The sequence below is a fragment of the Rhodococcus sp. HNM0563 genome (genome assembly GCF_012726195.1).
Classification (GTDB): Bacteria; Actinomycetota; Actinomycetes; order Mycobacteriales; family Mycobacteriaceae; genus Rhodococcus.
Map to the genome: position 1 here is coordinate 478,731 of NZ_JAASAF010000004.1, position 16,695 is coordinate 495,425.

General features: G+C 65.7%; 17 protein-coding genes and 2 pseudogenes. 10 read left to right on the forward strand and 9 right to left on the reverse strand.

The window, feature by feature from the left end:
- The first annotated feature begins 62 nt into the window (after positions 1-62).
- Together HCA61_RS12065 and HCA61_RS12070 are read left to right on the forward strand one after the other, a co-directional pair.
- A complete protein-coding gene (locus HCA61_RS12065) occupies positions 63-869 on the forward strand; it encodes an RNA methyltransferase (protein WP_169688406.1) in 807 nt (268 codons plus the stop codon).
- Entirely contained in the window at positions 866-1,138 is a 273-nt protein-coding gene (locus HCA61_RS12070; RefSeq protein WP_169688407.1) for a DUF2537 domain-containing protein, read from the forward strand. The genes HCA61_RS12065 and HCA61_RS12070 overlap by 4 nt, the downstream gene beginning before the upstream one ends.
- A 12-nt stretch (positions 1,139-1,150) precedes the next feature.
- Here HCA61_RS12070 and HCA61_RS12075 read toward each other — a convergent pair whose 3' ends face one another.
- The 4 genes from HCA61_RS12075 to HCA61_RS12090 form a co-directional block, all read right to left on the reverse strand.
- Entirely contained in the window at positions 1,151-1,867 is a 717-nt protein-coding gene (locus tag HCA61_RS12075; RefSeq protein ID WP_169688408.1) for a hypothetical protein, read from the reverse strand.
- Positions 1,868-1,891: 24 nt separating this feature from the next.
- Positions 1,892-2,794, reverse strand: coding sequence for a septation protein SepH (gene sepH, locus HCA61_RS12080; RefSeq protein WP_247272779.1), 903 nt, complete (start codon positions 2,792-2,794; stop codon positions 1,892-1,894).
- 246 nt (positions 2,795-3,040) lie between these two features.
- The gene (gene serC, locus HCA61_RS12085) at positions 3,041-4,162 is read right to left on the reverse strand and encodes a phosphoserine transaminase (RefSeq protein WP_169688409.1); all 1,122 of its coding nucleotides are present in this window, start codon (positions 4,160-4,162) and stop codon (positions 3,041-3,043) included.
- A gap of 66 nt (positions 4,163-4,228) precedes the next feature.
- Positions 4,229-5,356 (reverse strand): citrate synthase 2, encoded by a 1,128-nt coding sequence (locus HCA61_RS12090; RefSeq protein ID WP_169688475.1) that lies wholly within the window; start codon positions 5,354-5,356, stop codon positions 4,229-4,231.
- A 324-nt stretch (positions 5,357-5,680) separates the two neighbouring features.
- On the opposite strand from HCA61_RS12090, the gene pdxH reads away from it, so the two are divergent.
- Positions 5,681-6,331, forward strand: a complete 651-nt coding sequence (pdxH, locus tag HCA61_RS12095; RefSeq protein WP_169688476.1) for a pyridoxamine 5'-phosphate oxidase — start codon at positions 5,681-5,683, stop codon at positions 6,329-6,331.
- 39 nt (positions 6,332-6,370) lie between these two features.
- Here the strand turns inward: pdxH and HCA61_RS26610 are convergent, their stop codons facing one another.
- Both HCA61_RS26610 and HCA61_RS26825 read right to left on the reverse strand, forming a co-directional pair.
- Positions 6,371-7,783, reverse strand: a complete 1,413-nt coding sequence (locus tag HCA61_RS26610) for a serine hydrolase (protein WP_346777555.1) — start codon at positions 7,781-7,783, stop codon at positions 6,371-6,373.
- Positions 7,784-7,885: 102 nt separating this feature from the next.
- Positions 7,886-8,245, reverse strand: a pseudogene (locus HCA61_RS26825) (LysR family transcriptional regulator); the annotation flags it as partial.
- Here HCA61_RS26825 and bla point away from each other — a divergent pair.
- The 5 genes and pseudogenes from bla to HCA61_RS26295 all read left to right on the forward strand — a co-directional run bounded on the left by bla (position 8,224) and on the right by HCA61_RS26295 (position 12,517).
- On the forward strand, positions 8,224-9,183 hold the full coding sequence (bla, locus tag HCA61_RS12105) for a class A beta-lactamase (RefSeq protein ID WP_206039920.1): 960 nt from the start codon (positions 8,224-8,226) through the stop codon (positions 9,181-9,183). The pseudogene HCA61_RS26825 and the gene bla overlap by 22 nt on opposite strands.
- Positions 9,184-9,266: 83 nt before the next feature.
- On the forward strand, positions 9,267-10,220 hold the full coding sequence (locus HCA61_RS12110; protein ID WP_169688411.1) for an aldose 1-epimerase family protein: 954 nt from the start codon (positions 9,267-9,269) through the stop codon (positions 10,218-10,220).
- Between the two features lie 221 nt (positions 10,221-10,441).
- Positions 10,442-11,740, forward strand: coding sequence for a citrate synthase (locus HCA61_RS12115; RefSeq protein WP_169688412.1), 1,299 nt, complete (start codon positions 10,442-10,444; stop codon positions 11,738-11,740).
- Between the two features lie 54 nt (positions 11,741-11,794).
- Positions 11,795-12,142, forward strand: a pseudogene (locus HCA61_RS26290) (FKBP-type peptidyl-prolyl cis-trans isomerase); the annotation flags it as partial.
- A gap of 9 nt (positions 12,143-12,151) precedes the next feature.
- Positions 12,152-12,517, forward strand: coding sequence for an FKBP-type peptidyl-prolyl cis-trans isomerase (locus HCA61_RS26295; RefSeq protein WP_247273043.1), 366 nt, complete (start codon positions 12,152-12,154; stop codon positions 12,515-12,517).
- Positions 12,518-12,603: 86 nt separating this feature from the next.
- Here the strand turns inward: HCA61_RS26295 and HCA61_RS12125 are convergent, their stop codons facing one another.
- Positions 12,604-12,909 carry a hypothetical protein gene (locus tag HCA61_RS12125; protein ID WP_240959144.1) on the reverse strand — a complete coding sequence of 102 codons (306 nt, stop codon included), beginning with the start codon at positions 12,907-12,909 and terminating at the stop codon, positions 12,604-12,606.
- Positions 12,910-13,033: 124 nt separating this feature from the next.
- Between HCA61_RS12125 and HCA61_RS12130 the strand changes: the two genes are divergently transcribed.
- On the forward strand, positions 13,034-13,672 hold the full coding sequence (locus HCA61_RS12130; RefSeq protein WP_169688414.1) for a class I SAM-dependent methyltransferase: 639 nt from the start codon (positions 13,034-13,036) through the stop codon (positions 13,670-13,672).
- 83 nt (positions 13,673-13,755) lie between these two features.
- Here the strand turns inward: HCA61_RS12130 and HCA61_RS12135 are convergent, their stop codons facing one another.
- Positions 13,756-14,259, reverse strand: a complete 504-nt coding sequence (locus tag HCA61_RS12135; protein WP_206039921.1) for a hypothetical protein — start codon at positions 14,257-14,259, stop codon at positions 13,756-13,758.
- A 111-nt stretch (positions 14,260-14,370) separates the two neighbouring features.
- Here HCA61_RS12135 and HCA61_RS12140 point away from each other — a divergent pair, with 111 nt between their 5' ends.
- Positions 14,371-16,170: an acyl-CoA dehydrogenase gene (locus tag HCA61_RS12140; RefSeq protein ID WP_169688415.1), complete on the forward strand. Its 1,800-nt coding sequence runs from the start codon at positions 14,371-14,373 to the stop codon at positions 16,168-16,170.
- Positions 16,171-16,177: 7 nt separating this feature from the next.
- On the opposite strand, the gene HCA61_RS12145 is transcribed toward HCA61_RS12140, so the two are convergent.
- Positions 16,178-16,666, reverse strand: a complete 489-nt coding sequence (locus HCA61_RS12145) for a hypothetical protein (RefSeq protein WP_169688416.1) — start codon at positions 16,664-16,666, stop codon at positions 16,178-16,180.
- Positions 16,667-16,695 lie beyond the last annotated feature (29 nt).

A 16,695-nucleotide genomic window follows, 5' to 3' on the forward strand; every position in this document is an offset into this window, starting at 1 on the left:
TCGGATGAGCTCCGATCGAGTCGGATGCTGCGATCGCGTGTGCGGCTGGGAGAATGGTCGTCGTGGTTCACGTCATCGACATCGACGATCCCGCCGATCCCAGGCTGGACGACTTCCGCGATCTCAACTCCTCGGACAGGCGGCCAGATCTTCCCGGCGGAAAGGGACTGGTGGTCGCCGAGGGCGTGCTGGTCGTCCAGCGCATGCTCGACTCCCGATTCCCGTTGCACGCCATGCTCGGTGTCGATCGTCGTCTGAGTGAACTCGCTGACGACCTGTACGACGTGGATGTGCCGTTCTACAGGACCGACGCGGCGACCATGGCAGAGGTGGTCGGTTTCCATCTCAATCGAGGCGTACTCGGGGTCTCGTATCGGCCCGAACCGCTGGACGTCGTCGAAATGATCGAGAAGGCAACCACCGTTGCGGTACTCGAAGGCGTCAACGATCACGAGAACATCGGATCGATGTTCCGCAATGCCGCAGGGCTCGGTGTCGACGCTGTGCTGTTCGGTAGGAGCTGCGCTGATCCGCTGTACCGGCGCGCGGTGCGCGTGTCGATGGGGCATGTGCTGCGCGTCCCGTTCGCGCAGGTCGAGCAATGGCCCAGCGACCTCGATACGCTGCGTGACCGCGGCTTCCAGTTGATCGCGCTGACCCCGAACCCGGAGGCGATGCCGCTCGCCGAGGCGATGACGGGGGAGAAGGTTGCGTTGCTGCTCGGTGCGGAAGGACCCGGGTTGACCGAGCAGGCGATGGGCGCCGCCGATGTACGTGCCCGGATACCGATGGCGCCGGGGACAGATTCGCTCAATGTTGCGACGGCTGCGGCGATGGCGTTCTACGAACGGGTTCGGATCCCGCGGTGAACACGACCTCCGGGTCCTCACCGACCCCGTGGGCGACGGGGCTACCGCTGTCGGTGTTCGTCTTCGCGATGAGCACGGTCACTCTCATCGCGATCGGCGATGTGCTCGCCGACATTCATCCCGCGGTTGCGGTACTGGTCAATGTCGTCGCCGTCGTGGGAGCCCTCCCGACCTTCCTTCATTGGCGACAGCGAGAGGTGTGGCGGTGGATGGCGTGGGGTATCGCCGCCGCGGTGCCTGTGGCGTGGGGTGTGCTGCTGTTCGGATGAGTGCGGAGTCGACTAGAGGCCCACTGCGCGACGCCACCAGGAGCGCGTGGGCTGTTGCCCGGCCGGTGCGGCAGGCGGTGTGGCTTCCCCTGGCCTGTGCAGGATGAAACTCCAGACGTCGATACCGCTCGGCTCGGGTTCGCCCTCGGTGCGACCGACATACCGGAAGCCGAGCCACGCAGCATTGGCGGCTTCGACGAGGCGCCGGGGGTGGAACGGCAGTGCTTCGGGGTGCGGAACGGAGCCGGCAGGCCACCGCATGGGGTGTTCGCCCGACCAGTACGGACGCTCCCACAGAAATGGGATGCCCTCGTCCTCGTAGAACTCGATGGCACCGGCCCCGAATGCGCGCCGGAGCGTACCGCGCTCCCATGCTGCGAACGAGCCCCACCCACCGGCTGCGTCGGACACGATCAGGTAGGTGTTCTCCGATGCGAGTGTGTGCAGCCAGTTGGCACCCACTGCGGAGGGGCGACGATGGATGAGTTCGCGGCTGCACACCACTGTCACACCGGGGAAGCTGCCGACGAAAACTGTGTTGTCGTCGAACTCCGTATCGTCCGGCCCTTTTCCTGCAGCGACCTGTGCGAGCGTCGCGCGCCCGCCCGCAGTGACGTGCCGATCGGGATGCAAGCGCGTGACCAGAGCATGCGCGATGTCGCGGTTGGGAGTCGAATTACGCAGTACCGCAGCCGGATCCGGGGCGTCGACGTACCAGAGCGTCGACACGACCGCCGCCATCGGCGTCGGCTCTCAGGCGCGTCCGTTGCTTCGGACGCCGAGGAGTACGTCGTCCCAGGACGGAAGTGCGGGCTTACCGCGCTTGTCCTTGCTCGGGTTCGCTACTGCCTTGGCCGATGCGGTAGCGCCGCGTTGGGTGTCGGTGTCGTGCTCGGTGGCGGTCGGCATCGTCCGGCCCGTATCCACGACGGGTAGCTCGTGCTCTTCGGATTCCGGCTGGCGATCGATGACGACGGCGTCGGCCGGTGGGGCGACGAACCGCTCGGTCTCCGACTCCACCGTGTCGTCGATGTCGCGTGACGAGTACACGGGCGTCAGGTATCGCAAGGGGCGACCGCAATCCGGATCGACGAGGTCGGCGGCGATGTCGTCGAGCGCCGAAATGGTGCCGCCGTGTGCATCGGGCTGATAACGCCAGTGCGCCGCATTGGTGGAGCGACCGGCCTGCCACTCGAGCTGAGCGACCCAGTGCCCGTCGTCGTCGCGCCACGCATCCCACGTCGCCTCGTCGAGGTTGTGGCCACGCGAGCGGAATGCCTGTGTGACGATCTCGAGCAGTGTCTGCACGGTGGGACCATCGGGGCGCACCGGATGTCCCTGCTGTGCCATCTCGGCGGCACGGGAACGTTCGAGGAGCACCGGGTAAGCGAATCGCTCGACCTTCGAGGTCGGGATTCCTGCTTCCTCGGCAACCTGTTCGACGGATGCGCCTGCCCGGATGCGGGCCTGGATCTCCCTCGGTCGGAGGGTGCTGGCGGTTTCGATCTGGATCTGTCCCAGTCGGGCGAGATCGCCGCGTGATGCGGCGCGGAGTGTGTCATCGACTGGAATGCGGAACTTGTCCCCCGTTGTGGGATCCGCGAGCACCACATGCTTAGCATCCGGCTCGAGACCCACCACCTTCAGTTCTCGCACACTGACCTCCTCGCGCCGGCTCGCGATCGACTTGCCCGAGATTATCGGAGTTGTCCGCGATCCGGGAGGCGGACACGCCGCGCCACGCCGGGTCGGATCACAGGAATTCGGGTCGGAGGCGTTATCGTACTGAGTTTGCCGATTATGTCTCGATGTGTGGTTGAGAGTTTCGGAAACGGCGCGAGGGCCGGACCCACAGGGTCCGGCCCTCGCCCGATGCTGCGCCGGCTGTCGGAGCCGCGAGGATCAGAGCTGGGAGACGACCCAGTCGATGCTCTTGGTCAGCTGGGTGATGTCTTCGGGGTCGATCGCCGGGAACATTCCGACACGCAGCTGGTTCCGGCCCAGCTTGCGGTACGGCTCTGTGTCGACGATCCCGTTGGCCCGCAAGATCTTCGCGACCTGCGCCGCATCGACGGACTCGACGAAATCGATGGTGCCGACGACCTGCGACCGCAGAGCCGGATCGGTGACGAAAGGCGTGGCGAACTCGGAAGCCTCGGCCCACTCGTACAGACGCGACGACGAATCCTTGGTGCGCGCGACCGTCCAGTCCAGGCCACCGTTGCTGTTCATCCACTCGATCTGATCGGCGAACAGCAGCAGCGTTGCAAGCGCAGGCGTGTTGTAGGTCTGGTCCTTGCTGCTGTTGTCGACGGCGATCGGCAGCGACAGGAACTCCGGCGTGAACCGGCCCGATGCCTTGACCTCGGCGACCCGCTCGAGCGCTGCCGGGCTCATCAGCGCGATCCACAGACCGCCATCGGCCGCGAAGCACTTCTGGGGCGCGAAGTAGTAGACGTCGGTGTCGGCGATGTTCACGGGGAGTCCGCCCGCACCCGACGTGGCGTCGATCGCGATCAGCGAGTTGCCGGACCCCGCGGGACGGGACACCGGCACAGCGACACCCGTGGACGTCTCGTTGTGTGCCCAGCCGATCAGGTCGACCGACGAGTCGGCGACGATTTCGGGAGCCGAACCCGGATCGGCGCTCACAACTACCGGGTCGCCGATGAACGGGTTGTTCTTCGTGACGGTCGCGAACTTCGACGAGAACTCGCCGTACGTGAAGTGCTGCGAGCGTTCGCGGACCAGGCCGAATGCTGCGGCATCCCAGAATGCGGTGGTGCCACCGTTACCGAGGACCACCTCGTAGCCCTCGGGCAGCGAGAAGAGATCGCGCAGCCCCGAGCGGACCCGAGCCACGACGTCCTTGACAGGCTTCTGGCGGTGGCTGGTGCCGAACACCGAAGCGCCGACGTCGACCAGCGACTGCAGCTGCTCGGGGCGGACCTTGGAGGGACCGCAGCCGAAGCGGCCGTCTGCGGGCTTGAGATCGGCGGGAATGATCGGTGAAGCGTCAGCCATCGGAAAGCGTGTCCTAAGCGTCGAGGGACAAGTGCAGGAGTAGTCTAAACCGCCTCGCCCGGCCGATCACCGATGTGTGATCGAATCCCATCCCGCGACGGTGTCGGCTGCGCGGGGGTCGGGGCCGGTGTAGATCGCGGCAGGACGCACCAGCTTGCCGAGTTTCTTCTGCTCGAGAATGTGTGCGCACCAGCCACCGGTACGACCGCACGTGAACATCGCGGGCATCATCGCGGCGGGAACCTCCGCGAAGTCGAGGATGACCGCGGCCCAGAATTCGACGTTCGTTTCGATCGCGCGGTCCGGACGACGTTCACGCAGCTCGGCGAGGGCGGCCTGCTCGAGCGCAGCGGCGGCCTCGTAGCGCGGCGCGTCGAGGCGCTCGGCGGTGGCGCGCAGCACGCGGGCACGAGGGTCTTCTGCACGATAGACACGGTGCCCGAAGCCCATGAGCTTCTCTTTACGGTCGAGGATGCCCTTGACCATGCCGCGCGGATCTCCGGTGCGCTCGGTTTCCTCGATCATCGGCAGCACGCGCGCCGGTGCCCCGCCGTGGAGGGGACCGGACATCGCGCCGACTGCGCCGGACAGTGCGGCCGGGGCGTCGGCGCCGGTCGAGGCGATGACACGGGCAGTGAAGGTGGAGGCGTTCATGCCGTGCTCGGCGGCGGAGACCCAGTAGGCGTCGATGGCTTCGACGTGCTTGGGGTCGGGCTCGCCCTTCCAGCGCACCATGAAGCGTTCGGTGACGGTCTGTGCTTCGTCGACCCGTTTCTGGGGCACGGCAGGCTGGTAGATGCCGCGCGCGGACTGGGCGACGTAGGACAGGGCCATCACCGCGGACCGGGCGAGGTTGTCGCGGGCGGTGTCGTCGTCGATGTCGAGCAGCGGTGAGAAACCCCAGATGGGTGCGAGCATCGCGAGGCCTGCCTGGACGTCGACACGCACGTCACCGGTGTGGATCGGCAGGGGGAACGGTTCGGCGGGGTGCAGTCCGCGCCCGAACTCGCCGTCGACGAGCAGCGCCCACACGTCGCCGAAGGTGACACCCTTGCCGACGAGTTCCTCGATGTCGACGCCGCGGTATCGCAGTGACCCGCCGTCCTTGTCGGGTTCGGCGATGTCGCTGGTGAAGGCGACGACGCCTTCGAGTCCTGCGACGAAATCCTCGGGTACGGACGCGTGTGGTGCCATGACGGTGTGGCTCTCCTCGTTCACGTGCGGCCCGGTCCGGGCGGCACTGCCGGTGGAATGAGTGCGCAGTGTTGTGATCGGCAGCTCATCTCTGTCGTCGAAGAGGACTCTAGTCTCCCAGACCATCTTCGACCTCCGGGAGGTGCTCGCTGTGGATAATCGGCGAATGGCCGACTCGCAGCAGGAAATCAAGGACGTCCGAGAGTCGGATGAGCGACGTCTCGGCTGGGGCGATCGCTCCGAATCCGCCGACCGGCGAGGGGCGGCGATCGCGGAGTAGCGTCCACATCCGTGCAGCACGATCCGCAGAACCCCTTCGCGTCCATGCGCGTGGACTACACCCCCGCGACCCCGGTAACGGCGTCGCCGGAGACCGATCTGACACCGGAAGACCTCGCCGACGGCTGGTTTCCGTTGGCACGACGATGGCTGGCCGACGCGGTGTCCGCAGGTGCCCCGGAACCGAACGCCATCGTTCTCGGCACCGTCGACGAACACGGACATCCCGCGACCCGGACCGTGTTGTGCAAAGGAATCGATGTCGACGGCGTCACCTTCTTCACCAACTACGGATCGGACAAGGCACGTCACCTCGACGCCGTGCCCTACGCGTCCGCCACATTCGTGTGGTTACCGCTGCACCGGCAGATCGGCATCCGAGGCCAGGTCACTCGAATCCCGGCCGAGGAGACGGAAACCTACTGGCGGACTCGGCCGCGCGGGTCGCAGCTGGGTGCGTGGGCGTCACATCAGTCGCAGCCCGTCGCCTCGCGCGCCGACCTTGACCACGCACTCGTCGAGGCAGGCGAGAGGTTCGGTGTCGACGACGACATTCCGAGGCCTCCTTTCTGGGGAGGATTCCGTATTTCTCCGGAGTTCGTCGAGTTCTGGCAGGGCAGGCCCAACAGGATGCACAACCGTGTCCGGTCCCGGCTCGTCGATGGCAGGTGGTACACGCAACGGCTGCAACCGTGATTCGGGTGTAGCTGTTGTCGCGACCTGCCCCCGGAGGATTCAAGCCGAGGAGAACTCCACACTCGACATGTTCGGTGCCCGCAATTCGGTGACTGCGATCCGTGCGGCCTCGCCGATCGCCGCATCCACCACCGGTAGTGCAGGTTCCGCGCGTGCGGCGCGGGTGAAGACCGCGACCGCTACCGGGTGCTCACCGGGGAACTCGACGACCGCGACCTCGTTGCGGATGATGCCGATCGTGCCGGTTTTACCCGCAATCGATACTCCGCGATAGGGGAAGGCCGCGGCGATGCGGTGCGGCCAGATCTGGTTGCGCATCACGTTCTTGACGAAGGTCGTCTGCTCGGCGGAGAGTGCGTCGCCTGCCCACACAGCGGCGAGCAGCCGCGTCATCTCCTCGGCGGTGGTCGCGCTGGTGAATGCCGGATCGTATGCGGAGACCGACCACGCCGCGTCGCTGTCGGTGAGGGCCTTGAATGCTTCGACGGTGGTGCGGCTGTCGGTCTCCTCGACCAGTCGCCGGTACATATCGGCGGTACCACCGACGATGTTCGTGCGCTCGAGACCGAGCCGGGCGAGCATGTCGTGGACTGCGACGGGGCCGATCTCTCCGAGCAGCACGTCAGCGGCGGCGTTGTCGGAGACCGTCATCATCGACGCGGCGAGATCGCGTCTGCTCATGGTCACCGGATCACGCATGCTCGCGATGCCGGTCGACCCCGGTGTGCACTCGGACGGATCGATCCGCAGTTCGGACGCCGGGTCGATCCTGCCCGCGTCCACCTCGGCGCAGAACGCGAGGAACAGCGGAAGCTTGTAGACCGACGCGAGCACCACCCGCTCATCACCGTGCACCGACAACGTGACGTCGTCGGTCGAGCAGCGGCGCGCGTGCAACCAGCCGCTGCACCCGGCGTCGGGACGCCACACGATGCGCACGCGCAGCGCGATGGCATCCGGAGCGAGTGTCAGCCACGCGACGCCGGGCGCCGAGCCCGGTGGTGCGGTGGATATTCCGAAGTGCCTTCCGGCTGCGACCGCCGCGAGGATCGTCCGGTCGTCAGGGACGGTCGTCGGATCTACATCGAGTCCGCGCTCTCGCAGAATGTCTTGTGTGGCATCGAAACCCGCCGGTTTTCCGGCTCGCGGGGCTGTCGCGAACGACAAGTCGCAGAGCATCGGGAAGCGGGGCCGCTCCGCTCGGGCGCTGCGGTGCCCGGCAGGGACAACCACCCATCGAGGCACCTTCGTCACCGGTCCGGCCTCGATACCGTCGAGTAGTGCAGGGTGTTCGACGACCGCGAGGTCACACATGCCGGAGCGGACTGCCGTGATCAGGTCGGTTGTTGCAGCCACCTCGGTCGCGATCGTCACGTCCGGGTCGGTACGCAGCACTGCGGCGCAGGTGGTAATGATCCGATCGGGGAGTGCGGCCGTCGCGCCCCAGCGCACGACACCGCGGGTCCGCGAGACGCGCTCGGCTTCGGCAAGGAACCGTTCGGAGTCGTCGACGAGCAGCCGTGCTCGGGGGAGCAGTGTGGCGCCGGCGGTGGTCAGGACGGCTCCCCGCTGCGTGCGGTGCACAAGGGTGGTGCCGATGTGCTGCTCCAGCCTTCGAAGTCCTTGTGACAGAGGAGGTTGCGTCATGTCGAGGGCGGCTGCAGCGCGACCGAAGTGACCTTCTTCCGCGACGGTGACGAAGAAGCGGAGATGGCGGATCAGATCCATTCCGCTATTCAACCAGCGCCTGCTGTGCGCAGTGTGCAGTGGCGCTTCGGGAGTTCGATGTCCGTCTCCTGCGGGTCGCTCACCGGCGGCGATACTTTTTGCGACCCGTTCCCGACCGATGCAGATATTGGCGGTCCGGATTGCTCGGGTGCTGTGGTGATGGCATGACCGAGCAGCGAACAACATTGTCCCGCAGATGGTTTCTCAACTCAGCGTTGGCTGCGGTGTCGATTCCCCTCGTTTCAGCATGTGGCGCACCGACTGCCGCGTCCGTTCCGGATCGTCCATCGGACGCGCCACGCGGTATGGGGGTCCACCTGGCGGCACTCGACGAGCGCCTCGTCGAGATCGAGAACATGCATGCGGTGCGTCTCGGAGTGGCCGCACATTCACCGGGGACAGGCCGGACCTACACGTATCGCGGCGACGAGCGGTTCGCGATGTGTTCGACGTTCAAGCCGTACGCCGCCGCGGGCATCCTGCAACTCGAATCCCAAGGACGGCTGCGGCTCGACGACACCGTCGCCGTCGAACCGGGTGACATCGTCGTCAACTCACCGGTCACCGCCGAGAACCAGGGTCGACAGATGACCTACGCACAACTGTGCGAAGCCGCACTGACCCGTAGCGACAACACGGCAGGCAATCTGCTGCTGAGGCGGCTGGGCGGCCCGGATGCGGTGACCGCGTTCGCACGCTCGGTCGGGGACGATGCGACACGCCTCGACCGGTGGGAACCCGAGCTGAACGACGCCGCGCGCGGCGACGAGCGTGACACTACGACTCCTGCCGGAGCGGCACGCGGATACCGGGAACTGCTTCTCGGCTCGGCGCTGGACCCGGCGCGCCGACGAATCCTCACGGGATGGATGCGTGCGAGCGTCACGTCAGATACGAGGATGCGTGCAGGTCTCCCGCCGGGCTGGGTGGCCGCAGACAAGTCGGGGGGAGGAAATTTCGCCACGCTGAACGCCGCCGGGGTGGTCTGGTCGCCGGAGGGGGAGCCGTTGGTACTGGTGATTCTCTCGGACACCACCACCGGCGACCGCGATGCTCCGTTCGCGGACGCTTCGATCGTGGACACGACGGCGGCACTCGTCTCGGCGATGAGTGCTGTGCCCTGACGGTTGGCACTCCTGCCGTGACGCCCCGAATCGGCAGGCCGAATCCGCAGTGAAGACGGTGTCCGCCGGGCAGACTGTTGATCATGTCCGAGCCGATCCATCACTCCATCCGGGGCGGCGGATACCGGGCCGAGGTGTCCGGTACCGGTGCTGCGCTGCTCGCACTCGACTACGACGGCAGCTCGGACGCGCCCGAATCGGCTTCTCGAGGGTCGGTGGAGGCATACCGGCTGGTCGAGAGCTCGCCCGGCCACGAACCCCCACTGGGCTACGTCGGAGCTGTGCTCGCCCCGTGGCCCGGCGGCATCCGCGACGGGCACTTCTATTTCGACGGAATCGAGCATCAGCTCGCCCTCACCGATCCGGAGCGAGGTACTGCGGTCAACGGTCTCGCTTGGCATCGGCGATGGGAGGTGACGGCACACACCGACTCGAGGATCCAGCAGACCTTGGAAGTCGGGCTGCACAAAGGCTGGCCGTACCAATTGCGGTTGACGGTCGCGCACGAACTGGGTCCGGACGGACTCACCGTCACACACACGGCGACGAACGTCGGCGGATACCATTCGCCGTTCGGGTTGGGGGTGCGTCCCTACCTGCGGGCCGGTGACACCCCGCTCGACGAATGCACGCTGCAGTTGGCGGCGGGGACGAGGATGCCTCTCGACCGCGCGCGAGGTCTGCCCGATGCATATTCGCAGTCCGTCACGGACACCGAATACGACTTCACCCGGGCGAGGTTGCTGGGGGACGTGCACCTCGATGTTCCCTTCAGTGCCCTCGACGCGGATCTGGACGGTCACTCCCGGCATCGCCTGTGTGGGCCGGACGGCCGGGGTGTCGAACTCTGGACCGGCCCGGGATTCGGATGGCTGCAGGCGACGACGATCGAGGATGCCGGAACGCGCGCGCTCGCCCTTACCCCGATGACGTGCCCGCCCGATGCGTTCAATCTCGGTATCGATCTGCTCGTCCTGCAGTCCGGGGAGCGGTGGAGCGGACGATGGGGTCTGCGGGCGTACGACTCCCAGGGCTGAGTTCTGCCGCACTTCGCGTACGATCGATGCTGGTGAGCGGCGTGCATCGACGTCCCGTCGGAGATTCGGAAGGTGCTGTCGGGTCGCCCTCGGCGGTAGGTGCGACACACCGTTCGGGGACTTTCGACCGACCCTGCCTCCGCGCTGCGGCCACGGAACCGTTAGGTTCTACGTGAATGTTCGGAAGTTTCTGGTAGGTCTGAGCTTGAGAGGGATCCTTCGTGCCCGCTGAGAATGACACACAGCCCACCCTCAGCTACCCCGGTGGCGAGCACACAATGGCTATCGCCAAGGCGACGGAAGGCAATGACGGCATCGAGCTCGGCAAGCTCCTTGCGGACACGGGGTACACCACCCTCGATCCCGGATTCGTCAACACCGCCTCCACGAAGTCGGCGATCACATACATCGACGGCGAGAAGGGAATCCTGCGCTACCGCGGATACCCCATCGAGCAGCTCGCGGAGAAGTCGACGTTCATCGAGGTCAGCTATCTGCTGATCTACGGCGAGCTGCCGACCACCGAGCAGCTCGACGTCTTCACCGATCAGATTCGCCGGCACACGCTGCTGCACGAGGATCTCAAGCGATTCTTCGACGGTTTCCCGCGCAACGCGCATCCGATGCCCGTCGTCTCCAGCGCTGTCAACGCGCTGTCCGCGTACTACCAGGACGCCCTCGACCCCGACGATCCCGAGCAGGTCGAGCTCTCCACCATCCGTCTGATGGCCAAGCTGCCGACGATTGCGGCCTACGCCTACAAGAAGTCGGTCGGTCAGCCGTTCCTCTACCCCGACAACTCGCTGTCGCTGGTCGAGAACTTCATGCGGATGACGTTCGGATTCCCGGCCGAGCCGTACCAGATCGACCCCGAGGTCGCGCAGGCTCTCGAGATGCTGCTGATCCTGCACGCCGACCACGAGCAGAACTGCTCGACGTCGACGGTGCGTCTGGTCGGTTCCTCGGATGCGAACCTGTTCACGTCGATCTCCGGCGGCATCAATGCACTCTGGGGTCCGCTGCACGGCGGTGCCAACCAGGCCGTGCTGGAGATGCTCGACGAGATCCAGAAGTCCGGTGGCGACGTCACGGAGTTCGTCCGCAAGGTCAAGAACAAGGAAGACGGTGTGAAGCTCATGGGCTTCGGTCACCGCGTCTACCGTAACTACGACCCGCGTGCTGCGATCGTGAAGAAGACCGCGGACAAGATCCTCAACAAGCTCGGCGCCGGCGACGAACTGCTCGAGATCGCGATGAAGCTCGAGGAAGCCGCGCTCACCGATGATTACTTCATCGAGCGCAAGCTGTACCCGAACGTCGACTTCTACACGGGCCTGATCTACCGGGCGATGGGCTTCCCGGACCGCATGTTCACCGTGCTGTTCGCGCTGGGTCGTCTGCCGGGCTGGATTGCGCACTGGCGCGAGATGCACTCGGATCCGACCCTGAAGATCGGCCGTCCGCGTCAGATCTACACCGGGTACACCGAGCGCGACTACAAGGGACTCGACGCACGCTGACGTGCGATCGACCATGAGTTCGACGATCGACCGTTCGACGAGGGAGCTGGACCTATGACCAAACCGGAGATCGAATTCCAGGAAGGGCCCGCCCCCACCGAGCTGGTGGTCAAGGACATCACCGTCGGAGACGGGGCAGAGGCTGTTGCGGGCGCAATCGTCGATGTCCACTACGTGGGCGTCGAGTACGACACGGGCGAGGAGTTCGACTCGTCGTGGAGCCGCGGTGAATCGATCCGCTTCCCGCTCGCAGGTCTGATCGCCGGTTGGCAGGAAGGCATCCCCGGCATGAAGGTCGGTGGGCGCCGCCAACTGACGATTCCGCCGGAGCTCGCCTACGGTCCGGCAGGGTCGGGGCACCAGTTGTCCGGCAAGACCCTGGTGTTCATCATCGACCTGCTCGGCGTCCAGGTGCCGCCGGAGCCGCCGGTGATCGAGAAGCCCGAAGGTCCGGCTCCCACAGAGCTGGTCATCGAGGACATCGAGGTCGGCGACGGCGCCGAAGCTCAGCCCGGCGCCACCGTCGACGTCCACTACAAGGGTGTCGAGTTCGACACGGGCGAGGAGTTCGACTCGTCGTGGAGCCGCGGCCAGTCGGTGGCGTTCCCACTCGCGCGTCTGATCCCGGGCTGGCAGCACGGCATCCCCGGCATGAAGGTCGGCGGCCGTCGCAAGCTGACGGTGCCGCCGGAGCTCGCTTACGGTCCGGCGGGGTCGGGGCATCAGCTGTCCGGTAAGACCCTGGTGTTCGTCATCGACCTGATGGGCACCAACTGATCAGCGCAGTCCGCTGATTCCGATCACATTCGCAGGCCGCGCATCCATGGTGATGCGCGGCCTGCGTTTGTTTCGGGTGGCTACGATCAGTAGCCCGAAGTGGCAAGTCCGTTGTCGGTGATGCTGCCCCGGATGGCTCCGGAGTTGCCGACGGTCCTGCCGAAACTCCACTCGCCGTCGTTGCCGCACACGAGGGCACCATTCCGGGTGCCGGGTGAGGCGTACTCCACCTTCACGACGTTGCCGTTGTCGTCCTCGTGCACGATCGGGCAGCCCTTTCCGGGTCCCCCGACCGGATCGACCTTCGGTTCCGCGGAGGCCGTGGCGGCCCCGCCGAGCACAGCTGCGGCGATCATGATGGTGGCGGCGAAAACTTTGTGGTGCTTCGACATTCGATTCTCCTGGGGCGGGGCGTGGTGGCTGATACAAGAGTGCGCCCTCGGCGGTGTTCACCGAACCCACCCCAGGGGTGGGTTCGAGGCACCCGGCTGGGCGCGATATGTGATCATCGACGGTATGGAGAGCGCACACGGCCGGGTTGCTCACACTGTCCGGAAGTCGAGTTCGGTCCGGGAGGCCTACTCGGCGAGATCGCAGGAATATGTGGATCTGTTCGGCACCATGACCTCGACGCACCCTTCCGACCGTGCGCTGGTGGGCAGTTGGGCCACCGCGCTCACGGGCGCTGTACTCGATGCCGGTTGTGGTCCGGGGCAGTGGACGGGCTTTCTGGCCGAGTGCGGACTGGACGTCAGCGGAATCGATCTGGTGCCCGAGTTCCTCGCACGAGCTCGCGACCGGTATCCGGAGCTCACCTTCGATCTCGGCCGATTCGAACAATTGGACGCCACCACAGCATCATTGGGAGGTGTGCTGTCCTGGTATTCGCTGATCCATCACGATCCGGCGGACATCGCGATTCCGCTCAGCGAGTTCGCGCGTGTGATCCGGCCCGGTGGAGGATTGCTGGTGGGTTTCTTCGAAGGTCCGGCCGTGGAAGCATTCGATCATGCCGTCACCACGGCGTTTCGATGGCCGGTCGACGAGCTCGGTCGCGAACTCGCCGACGCCGGCTTCGAGGTGATCGAGGCCCACACGCGAACGGCGAGCGGCCATAGACCGCATGGCGCCATCGCCGCACGGCGCCGAGACTGAATCCTCTTGGAAAGACGGTAGTTACAACGACAACGGGTAGATACAGGACCTTGCGGAGGTTGTATCTGTCCGTTGCTCCGTTTCTATGACGGCCGGCTGTTGTACGGCGAGTCGAAGAACGTGGCCAGCCGTTTGTGCCTGTGCGCGAACAGGGCAGCGACGAGGCGGCGCGCGAGCGTGCCTGCGCCCGGAATCCTCGACAGCGGCACGCGCAACTCGAATGTGAGTCGGTCACGGACCCTGGTGCGGTTCGTAGCGAGCCGATCCAGAGTGCGTTCGTGCTCCCAGCGACTCATGAGGAGCATCGTCGACTTCTCGTGGAACCGACGCCCGGGTTCGAGCGCAGCGATGGACAGGTGGTCGTAGTCCACCGGCAGCACGCCGAATAGCAGTAGTGGAACTCGGGCGAGTGGGCGTCCGATGGGGACCGTGTCCTCGGACAGTGTGTGAGCCCACCGGGGCATGCGCATTGCGAGTACCGGTGCGAGCTCGTCGTTGATCCCCTCGGCGCTCGTGACCCGGGCCCACACAACCGTATTCGGTGCATCGACGGCCGACTCGTGCTCGACGACGATCTCGTTGCTCATCGGTTCCGCTTCCTCTCTGAGGAACACTGCCCTTGCTGGACATCATGCATGCTCGTTGGTGTACTTGTTGGCACAGTGTCCCCCGCGAAAGATCCTCCGAAAGGATTGTCCGTGCCCGCTCCCGTCCTGTCCCGTCGCGACCTCGACTTCTTGCTCTACGACTGGCTCGACGTCGAATCCCTGACGTCGCGGGAGCGTTTCGCCGAGCACTCACGAGACACGTTCGACGCCGTCCTCGATCTGAGCGCCGATCTCGCCACCAAGCATTTCGCGACACACAACAAGAAGGCCGACGCCCAGGAGCCGCAGATCGGCGAAGACGGACGCGTCGAGATCATTCCCGAGGTCAAGGCGGCGCTGGATCTGTTTGCCAAAGCCGGGCTGATCGCCGGGGGCTTCGACGAGTCCCTCGGTGGAATGCAGCTCCCGATGACGCTGCTGCGTGCATCGATGGCGTGGTTCCAGGCTGCCAATGCCGGAACCTCGTCGTACCCGTTCCTCACCGCCGCCAATGCGAGCCTTCTCGTCACTCACGGTAGCGGGGAGCAGATCGAGAGGTTCGTTCCGGCGCTGCTCGAGGGCCGGTTCTTCGGCACGATGTGTCTGTCCGAACCGCAGGCGGGATCGTCGCTGGCAGACATCACGACCAGGGCCGTTCCAATGGACGACGGCACCTACCGGGTCACCGGGACCAAGATGTGGATCTCCGGCGGAGACCACGAGCTGACCGAGAACATCGTCCACCTGGTCCTCGCAAAGATTCCCGGCGGCCCCGCCGGGGTCAAGGGAATCTCGCTGTTCATCGTCCCGAAATTCCTGGTGAACGACGACGGCACGCTGGGCGACCGCAACGATATTGCGCTGGTGGGTCTCAACCACAAGATGGGCAACCGTGGCACCACCAACGCATTGCTCAATCTCGGTGAAGGCGCCTTCACACCGGGTGGGCAGGCAGGGGCCGTCGGCTATCTCCTCGGCGAACCGCACAAGGGCCTGCAGTACATGTTCCACATGATGAACGAGGCGCGTATCGGTGTCGGCTTCTTGGCGACCTCGCTGGGCTACGCGGGCTACCTCCAGTCGCTGGACTACGCGCGCACCCGCACACAGGGAAGGCCGATCGGGGCGAAAGACCCTGCATCGCCACAGGTTCCGCTCATCGAGCACTCCGACATCCGGCGGATGCTGCTCGCGCAGAAATCGTACGTCGAAGGTGCTCTCGCCCTGGGACTGTACTGTTCGAAGCTCGTCGACGAGCAGAACACCGCCACGAACGACGAAGCACGTGCCGAAGCAGGGCTGCTCCTCGACGTGCTCACACCGATTGCGAAGTCCTGGCCGTCACAGTGGTGCCTCGAGGCCAACAGTCTGGCGATCCAGGTTCTCGGCGGTTACGGCTACACCCGCGAATTCGACGTCGAGCAGTACTATCGCGACAACCGGCTCAACCCCATCCACGAGGGCACGCACGGCATTCAGGGGATGGATCTGCTGGGGCGCAAAGTCGTCATGCAGGGTGGAGCCGGACTGGCGCTGCTAGGTTCGACGATCGAGGCCACCGTGAAGAAGGCGCTCGCAGCCGGCGGCGATGCGGCCGAGTACGCGCAGCTGTTGCGCGCCGCGACCGAGCGTGTCGGCACCACGACGGCGACGCTGTGGGCGACCGGTGACCCTGCCCTGGCGCTGGCGAATTCGACGGTGTATCTCGAAGCGGTGGGTCACGTGGTGGTCGCATGGATATGGCTCGAGCAGGTGCTGGCCGTAGCCGGCCGCGAGGGCGACTTCTTCGACGGAAAACGTGCGGCGGCGAGGTACTTCTATCGTTTCGAGCTCCCGAAGACCGGACCGCAATTCGATCTGCTCGACGGCCTCGACCGTACGACGCTCGACGTCTCACCGGCTGCGTTCTGATACGACTTCACCACTTCATCGTGAGAGTCCCGCCCACCTCCAGGGCGTGCCAGCGGTCGGCGTAGTCGTCGAATCGGCCGACGATGCGCTCGACCAGCGGGGGGACTGCGTCTGCCGTCATAGGCGGTGGCAGTGCCCGCGCGTGGCCGCGTCGGTACTCCCAGACGGGTAGCGTCATTCCCACCAGTTCCTCGGAGCGGATCAGGTCGGCCTTCGATCGGGAATGCGCGTTGTCTCCCTTTGTCTTTCGGCGCCGGTTTGCCTTGGCTCGTGCGGCGGGGTCGGCGGGCCAGAACAGGCCGTTGTCGCCGGAAGCGAGCTGCCCGAACACCCCGTTGGGAATGCCTGCCTCGACTTCGACGAGGAAATGCAGCAGGTCGTGGGGGAGATAGGGATGCCCGCCGGGACCGTTGCGAGGAGCGAGCGCCGCCCCGGTCTCACGGTGTACGGCGATCTCGTAACTCGTGCCCGGGCCTTTCGTGAACATGACACGCATACCGTGCACGGTAGGTGACGGGCACGGTA